At 36.9% G+C, this 7,647-nt stretch carries 8 protein-coding genes and 1 pseudogene; 5 read left to right on the top strand and 4 right to left on the bottom strand.

All coding sequences use genetic code 11. The features are described 5' to 3' along the window. Positions 1 to 1,037, top strand: a 1,037-nt coding sequence (locus PG766_RS13465) for an IS110 family transposase (RefSeq protein ID WP_270591005.1), incomplete at its 5' end; no start/stop codon positions are given. 293 nt (positions 1,038 to 1,330) lie between these two features. On the opposite strand, the gene PG766_RS13460 is transcribed toward PG766_RS13465, so the two are convergent. Both PG766_RS13460 and PG766_RS13455 read right to left on the bottom strand, forming a co-directional pair. Continuing rightward, a complete protein-coding gene (locus PG766_RS13460; protein ID WP_118199486.1) occupies positions 1,331 to 2,728 on the bottom strand; it encodes a hypothetical protein in 1,398 nt (465 codons plus the stop codon). Positions 2,729 to 2,799: 71 nt separating this feature from the next. Continuing rightward, on the bottom strand, positions 2,800 to 3,177 hold the full coding sequence (locus PG766_RS13455; RefSeq protein WP_117824040.1) for a hypothetical protein: 378 nt from the start codon (positions 3,175 to 3,177) through the stop codon (positions 2,800 to 2,802). A gap of 110 nt (positions 3,178 to 3,287) precedes the next feature. Here PG766_RS13455 and PG766_RS13450 point away from each other — a divergent pair, with 110 nt between their 5' ends. From PG766_RS13450 to PG766_RS13435, 4 genes and pseudogenes are all read left to right on the top strand, one after another. Continuing rightward, the gene (locus PG766_RS13450) at positions 3,288 to 3,500 is read left to right on the top strand and encodes a helix-turn-helix domain-containing protein (protein ID WP_004846074.1); all 213 of its coding nucleotides are present in this window, start codon (positions 3,288 to 3,290) and stop codon (positions 3,498 to 3,500) included. A 165-nt stretch (positions 3,501 to 3,665) separates the two neighbouring features. Beyond that, positions 3,666 to 3,809, top strand: a pseudogene (locus tag PG766_RS17150) (ATP-binding protein); the annotation flags it as partial. Positions 3,810 to 3,973: 164 nt separating this feature from the next. Next, positions 3,974 to 4,099, top strand: a complete 126-nt coding sequence (locus PG766_RS13440; RefSeq protein ID WP_270247271.1) for a hypothetical protein — start codon at positions 3,974 to 3,976, stop codon at positions 4,097 to 4,099. A gap of 126 nt (positions 4,100 to 4,225) precedes the next feature. Further along, on the top strand, positions 4,226 to 4,534 hold the full coding sequence (locus PG766_RS13435) for a hypothetical protein (RefSeq protein WP_330383149.1): 309 nt from the start codon (positions 4,226 to 4,228) through the stop codon (positions 4,532 to 4,534). Between the two features lie 208 nt (positions 4,535 to 4,742). Here the strand turns inward: PG766_RS13435 and PG766_RS13430 are convergent, their stop codons facing one another. Both PG766_RS13430 and PG766_RS13425 read right to left on the bottom strand, forming a co-directional pair. After that, positions 4,743 to 5,372: a YczE/YyaS/YitT family protein gene (locus tag PG766_RS13430; protein WP_118199484.1), complete on the bottom strand. Its 630-nt coding sequence runs from the start codon at positions 5,370 to 5,372 to the stop codon at positions 4,743 to 4,745. Positions 5,373 to 5,375: 3 nt separating this feature from the next. Further along, complete coding sequence (locus PG766_RS13425) at positions 5,376 to 7,619, bottom strand: alpha-galactosidase (RefSeq protein WP_173699457.1); 2,244 nt, start codon at positions 7,617 to 7,619, stop codon at positions 5,376 to 5,378. Positions 7,620 to 7,647: the final 28 nt, after the last annotated feature.

Genomic DNA, 7,647 nt, shown 5'->3' with positions numbered 1-7,647 from the left:
ACACAGGACGTTATTATGAAGTCCTCGCCCATCAGCTTTCAGAGGCAAATCTTTTCGTCAGTGCCATTAACCCCAAACTTATCAAGGATTTCGATAATGATTCCCTTCGTAAAGTCAAATCCGATAAAGCTGATGCCGTTAAGATTGCACGATATGCACTTGACAAGTGGCAGAATCTTAAACAGTATAGTGTTATGGATAAATTACGCAATCAGCTTAAAACCATAAACCGTCAGTTCGGCTTTTACATGAAGCACAAGACGGCTATGAAGAATAATCTTATTGGCATCCTTGACCAAACCTATCCTGGTGTTAATACTTACTTTGACAGTCCTGCGCGCAGTGACGGCAGCCAGAAATGGGTTGATTTTGCATCTACATACTGGCATGTGGACTGTGTCCGTAAAATGTCCCTGAATGCCTTTATCGACCATTATCAAAACTGGTGCAAACGTAAGAAGTACAACTTCAGCCAATCCAAAGCTGAGGAAATCTATGGAAAAGCAAAGGAACTTGTTCCAGTACTTCCAAAGGATGCCATTACAAAGCTTATTATCAAGCAGGCTGTAGACCAGCTTAATAGTGCCTCTACAACTGTTGAGTCACTACGCACTCTCATGAATGAAACTGCATCCAAACTCCCGGAATATCCTGTCGTTATGGCTATGAAAGGTGTTGGAACTTCACTTGGTCCTCAGTTGATGGCTGAGATCGGAGATGTTTCCCGTTTCACTCACAAAAGTGCTATTACTGCATTTGCCGGTGTAGATCCTGGTGTTAATGAATCTGGAACCTATGAACAAAAAAGTGTTCCTACCTCAAAACGAGGTTCCGCTGATCTAAGAAAGACTTTATTTCAGGTAATGGATGTCCTAATTAAAACGCATCCTCAAGATGATCCTGTTTATCAGTTCTTAGATAAGAAACGTACTCAAGGCAAGCCTTACTATGTCTATATGACTGCAGGTGCCAACAAGTTTCTAAGAATCTACTACGGACGAGTGAAAGAATACCTTTCATCTCTTCCAGAATCTTAATTATCCACTAATATTTTCAGACCAGCACTGGTGTGGTGGTCTTATTTTGATACCCAATTTTCAACCTGTATAAAATTTTCAATGTTCTTCAATTTAGCCTTGACTTTTTATTTGCAGGCTTTCTCCGCAGTGTTACAGCAGTCATTCCGTTTTGCAGTATTTGCAAGGTTTGTGACCTTTCAAGTCCTCTATATAGCATGGTTGGATTTGATACCGTCCGTTCTGTCAAGGACTGCCCTACGGCGTATCGGCTTCGCCTTGTTCCTTGACATCACTTGGAAACAAAAATAGGATTATATTAAGGACTTTTCCTTCAATCGTTCCCTAATATGTATTTCAGTTAATGGTTCATCAAAATCAACAGTTAATAATGTCACTCCCTTTTCACGACATATTCTTGCTTTTCTGGAATCATGTTCCTTTTGCTTTTTTAACTGTTTTTCACCACCCCAATGTTTGATTGGATTATAGTGTTGCTGTCCTTGATATTCTATTCCAAGTTTAATTGCATCAATATAAATATCTAATTCTAATCCCTCTAACCATTTAGGACGATAATGTGTTTTAACTTCATAGTTAGAATAAATAGTTTTAATAATATTAGCTAAAGTTGTTTCACTAACCCATGATTCACCTACATTTTTAAAACCAAATTCTTTTCTCACCGTGTTTTCAATACTTTTCTCAAATTCTCTTCTTGCTTCTTTAGCTTGTATATACAAAATGTCAGAGCTTGGATTAGTTTCACTTTGTTCACTGGCTAATATAAACTTATCCCAATATTTTAGTATATTTTGAGGACATTTATCTCTAAGTATTAATTGTTTTTGTATATTAACATGTCCTTCTAACATATAGTCAATGCCATATTCTAAATACCGTTGTCGAATATACCAACCATATTGCCTTCTGAACGCAGTTCCATACATTGCTGAACAATATTCTTCTTGTGGTAATTTTCCATTGCATTTGTGGCATATTTTGCTTTCAAATTTGAATAAAGAGAGTGGATTTCCTGAATTTTTTGATGTTATTTCTTCTATAAGTTTTGGAAATTCATCCGTTCTTAATACTATTTTTTCGCCTTGATGTCCAAAAATTTCTTGTCTTTTCTTTTCTAGAGCTATATAGTTTTGTATAGCTTGTTTTTCACAATCACAAAAATAAATATCCTTAGATTCTCTAGATTTTTTAAAAGCGAAAAATCCTCCATATAAATCGGGGTATAAAACATAAGGAAATGGCAAATCTTCTAACGGTTCTTTTGGAATATACTCATAAAATGCATAGGGGTTGATTAATTCACTATATTCACCTGCATTTGCTTCTAAAATCTTCTTAAAATGCCACAAATCCGTTTTAGTTTCAAATTTTTTCCCATTTAATAGTATAATGACATTTTTCCACTTTCGAATTTTAGAAATTATATATTCAACAAAAATTGTATTATCAATATATTCTTGAATGGTATTTATAGTAAAAGAATGAGATCCATTATTTTCCGTATAATTAGGTAATGTTTTAGCTTTGTCAATTATATCATCGTAATATTTCGATTTAGTTTTTTTAAATTCGACATAAACGATATTACTATTTGATAATTTTTCAGTGTTCCAAAATTCATCTAAACTGCACGCTGGTATTTGAGTGCTTTCATCATATCCTTCTATAGATAAATCCAAAAAATTCATAATGTACTCCTTGCTTTAATTTATATGCCTATTGTAACATATTAACAATATCTCCTGTATACCACCACAAATTATTCACCACAATTTTTTATTTCTAATTTTCCATCATCTGATGTATACACAATTTGTAATGCCATACAATTATATTGATAATGCCATTCAGTATTATATACTGATATAATCATTTCATTCGGCTTCCCTGTAATATCATAGGAAAAGCGAACATTTCTATACTTATTTTTAACAGCCTTTTCAATGAGTTCTTCTGCATATTTTTCTTTGTCCAAGATAAACAGTTTATTAGCAATGACATCGAATTCTTGTTTATAAAAAGCACCAGACGTGCTGACCATAGTGTTAACAGCTTGTTCTTCATGTCCGTATTGTAAATATCCCAGAAAAGCAATAATACATATCAATATCCCCATAATAATATAGCTTTTTTTCATACAACACCTCTCAAGCTAGTGTTCGTATACGAACACTGTTATAAACGCTATTTTACGCTAATAATAATTACATAGCAAGGAATTATGAAAGAAAGCGGAAAATTCATGAGATGATTAAATACGATAAATTATGGGAGACAATGAAAGCCAAAGGCATTTCACAATATGATTTATATACGCATTATCATATGAACCGTTCTCAGCTGAACAGGTTAAGACATAATCAGAATGTTGAAGTAAATACAATTGATAAGCTGTGTAATATATTGGATTGTAATGTGGAAGATATTATGACACACTATCCAGACGATAATGTATTTTAGAGGAGATATGAAGTGATGCATGAAAAAGATGATACCATGCTGAACGATTTCTCCTTTCTTGTTTTTTATTTTTACCACCTATGTTGTCAAAAGGTAGTCAAATGTAGTCAAAACTCAATTGAAAAAATGCTTATTTTACGGGGATTGCGAGTATTTCTCATAGGGTTCAATTCTCTGCGTAATATCCCGGACTCTTTCAAGAAGATCGTCATTGTAAATGGCAGAAAAAAGCCTTGGAGAAATGATGAAGGTTTTGTCATCATGGGAATGAAGTATTTCTTGCTGAATGCGAATAGTCTGGAATTTTAAGTCGATTTGAGTTGTTGCTGTGGTGTTATTCTATTTCAAAAAAGAGTAAAATGATATAAATAAGGCCACGGCTGATTTCATGTTGGAACAGCCGTGGCTCAGTTTATTTTTTTATCCGTACAAACGAGACTGTTCCGCAGATTATGTAGAACAGACAGAGTACGGTGAGAACATACTCCAACTGCACGGTTACTGTTGCTGATGAAGTCGATCCGGAACTTCTGGCAAAAGTATTGGCAAATCCAGAGATGCGGGCGTTGCTCAATTCGCCGGCAAAGACGATGAAGTAATAAATTCTATATCCAAATGAGTATATTTATTGTGCATATGGAGAATTTATCTCCATCAAATCTATTGAAATCTCCATCATTTAGCATTAAAATGATGGAGATAAATTCAAAATGAAGGAGATTTCAATGAAAAATTTTGATTATATTACAAATCCTGCGAAGTTGCTGACACCTGAAATTGTTCAGATGGTTGGCAGTATTCATGAGCATAAAGGTAAACAGGAATTATTTCTGGAAGCAAACATAGATGAACTGAAAACACTTCTGGAAGTTGCTTTAATTCAAAGTACGGGAGCATCTAACCGAATTGAAGGTATATTTACAAGTGATAAACGTTTGAAAGAACTGGTAAGTCAGAAAGCAGAGCCACGTAATCGGTCTGAACAGGAAATTGCCGGCTACCGTGAAGTACTGGCTACGATTCACGAAAGTTAGCATTTATGACAAAAACGGACACTTAATTTATGGAACGATTCCAACCCAATTTCCAGAAGAAACTATCCTCACGTCGAATACACCGCGAATGATAACCGGATCAAGGGTTCATTATTCAATGTGAAGGTTTGGATGAAGCTACTGGTGAAAAAGAAAGGCCCGTATCCGTTCTGGATATGAGCCTTGCAAGAATTGTAATCCGTAGATTTTACAAGTAAAATCTCTCCAGTTTTGTTTTAAAAAATTGAATTAATGGACCGTTGAAGCAGGCATTTACAATTGTACCAATCCCTACTACCGACCAGATTCCCTCCCCAGATGCAGTGACAAATATGATTCCGATAATCACGACAACAACATCCGAAAGGATCCTTGCTTTATGGAATGGAATTTTCTGATGTGTCAGTTTCTCGATTATAATAGCGACACTATCATATGGGGCGATTCCCATATCTGCGACCATATATAATGCCACTCCCATGGATGCCATCAGCTGAGCAAGCAGCAATGCAAGGATACGCAGTGGCAGATTCATCTGAATCTGCACTACATCATTTGCTACATAACAGATAAAATCTGCAATATATCCGACAAATACCATATTGATAATGGTTCCCGCACCAATGCAGGATCTTGCCTGAAAGAATACAACTACAAGAATGATCGCATTGACAAGCAACTGCCACGTTCCAAAGCTCCATCCGATAAATCCACTGATTCCGAGATTCATTGCACTGAATGGATCCACGCCAAATTGTGAAAGTCGTAAGAAAGATACACATAATCCAATAAACAATATTCCCAGTACCATTCCGCCAGTTCTTTTTGTCTTCGTCATGCTCTATCTTCCCTCCTGAACTTTTTTGCCTTTCAGCATATATATTCTAGATTCAAAATCGGTACAATGAGTCACATTTCCTGGCACTTCACCAGCTGTCACATCAGATGTGATCAATCCATAATTCATCAATTCATCTCCGTAATTTTCTGTATGATTCCATACATTTTCATAAACCATATCCGGGTCCAATCCCTGTAATCTAACACGGCTATACGGCTGATTCACTCCATTTAAAACACGATAGTAGCCTACGATTGCAAGCGTGCGGTCTTCATTTGTCACCATCCATACCGTCTCATTTCCTTCAAATGGACTTTTCAGACGATAAAATGTTCCAAACTGTAACACTTCTCTGTATTCTTTCATAAATGCGATTTGTTCTTTTACTTCTTTGATCTCTTCTTCTGTCAATTTGTTGAGATCCAGTTCATATCCAAAAGTTCCAAAGTATGCTACATTCGCTCTTGTATGTAATGGAGTATTGCGAAATACCTGGTGATTCGGGACAACAGACACATGGCTTCCCATACTGCTGAGCGGATAACACATAGAAGTTCCGTACTGAATCTTCAGACGCTCAATTGCATCCGAATCATCGCTTGTCCATCCCTGCGGTGCATAATACAGCATTCCCGGATCAAATCTTCCGCCACCGCTGGCGCAGGATTCAAATAATACTTCTGGAAACTCATTTGTCAACCGCTCGTACAGATCATATACACCCAAAATATAACGATGGAACACTTCTCCCTGTCTGTCTGAAGGAAGTTTGCTACTATAGCATTCCGTAATGCTTCGGTTCATATCCCATTTAATATATGAGATTTTCGACTCCGATAATAACTTTGTCATCATACCATAAATATAATCTACTACTTCTTTTCTTGCGAAATCGAGTACATACTGGTATCTGCCGTGTGATGTATTCCTTCCAGGTGTCTGTAAAATCCAGTCTGGATGTGCTCGATAAAGATCAGAGTCTTTATTTACCATCTCCGGCTCAAACCAAAGGCCGAATTTTAATCCAAGTGCTTCAATTCTTTCTGACAGACCTTTGATGCCATTTGGCAGAAGCTCTTCATTTGCCACCCAGTCGCCAAGACCGGCTCTGTCATTTCTTCTCGCACCAAACCATCCGTCATCTAAGACAAACAGTTCTACTCCACATTCTTTTGCTTTCCCGGCAATCTCTACAAGGCGATCTTCTGTAAAGTCAAAATAAGTTGCTTCCCAGTTGTTATTTAAAATCGGTCTTGCCTTATCGCGCCAGTACCCTCTTGCGAGTCTCTTTGCATACAGCTTCTGGAATGTCTGACTCATGCCATTTAATCCATTTTCACTGTAAACCAGAACTGCTTCCGGTGTCTGAAAACTTTCTCCCGGTTCTAATTTCCAATCGAATCCTTCCGGATTGATCCCGGCTGTAATTCGTGTCACATTATGTGTATCTACCTCTGCCTGCATACGGAAATTTCCACTATATACAAGGCTTATTCCAATTGCTTCTCCTGCATTTTCATCTGTGTTGTGACGTTTTAAAGCAAGGAACGGATTATGTTCGTGAGAAGAATTTCCGCGCATGCTGTCGATAGCTGTTATGCCTTGCTCCAATGTTCGATTTTTAATATAGCGCTCTCTGGACCACGCACCGGACAACTGCATCCATTCATAATCCTTATCCGGAAGATCCAGGCTTAAGCTCATCATATTTAATACATGCAGATTTTTCTCACCAGCATTTTCAATATAAGCACTTCTTGCAATTGCACTATATTCATCAAAAATCGTATATAAAAGTGCCAGTTTTGCACCAGTCAGAGCATCTTTCAGAAAGATGCGCAATGTCTGTGCTTCCCCTTCGGACTCCGTATATGTTGCCGGCAATCCGGAGAGCTTCGGTTTTCCGTCAATGATCTCATAACTGTCATATTGGAACTCACTGATCCTACTGCCATTTTCCTGTAACAATTCAATTGCCGGATGTCTGTAATCTGTCGTACCGTAAACCGGATATTCCTGTCGGATATGTTCCAATGAAAAAGTACGATCCCACTCATATATATACGATGTCATTGGGCGTTCACATTTCTCAACCAGATAAGAAAAATCTGCTTTGTCATGAAGTCGTTTTCCAAAATATAATTGTCCCAAATGTCCATTTTCTAATACACATAAGATATAACTGATTTTTTCATTGTATAAATGGAAAGTTTTCGTTTCCTCGTGAAAAATAATCTGTCTCATATACTACCCCTTTTATAATTGAATTGTT

The organism is Coprococcus sp. LG101-27 (assembly GCF_027695515.1).
In the GTDB taxonomy this organism is placed as follows: domain Bacteria; phylum Bacillota; class Clostridia; order Lachnospirales; family Lachnospiraceae; genus Allocoprococcus; species Allocoprococcus comes.
The sequence above is the reverse complement of the archived record's forward strand: the minus strand, read 5'-3'. Positions and strand labels throughout refer to the sequence as shown.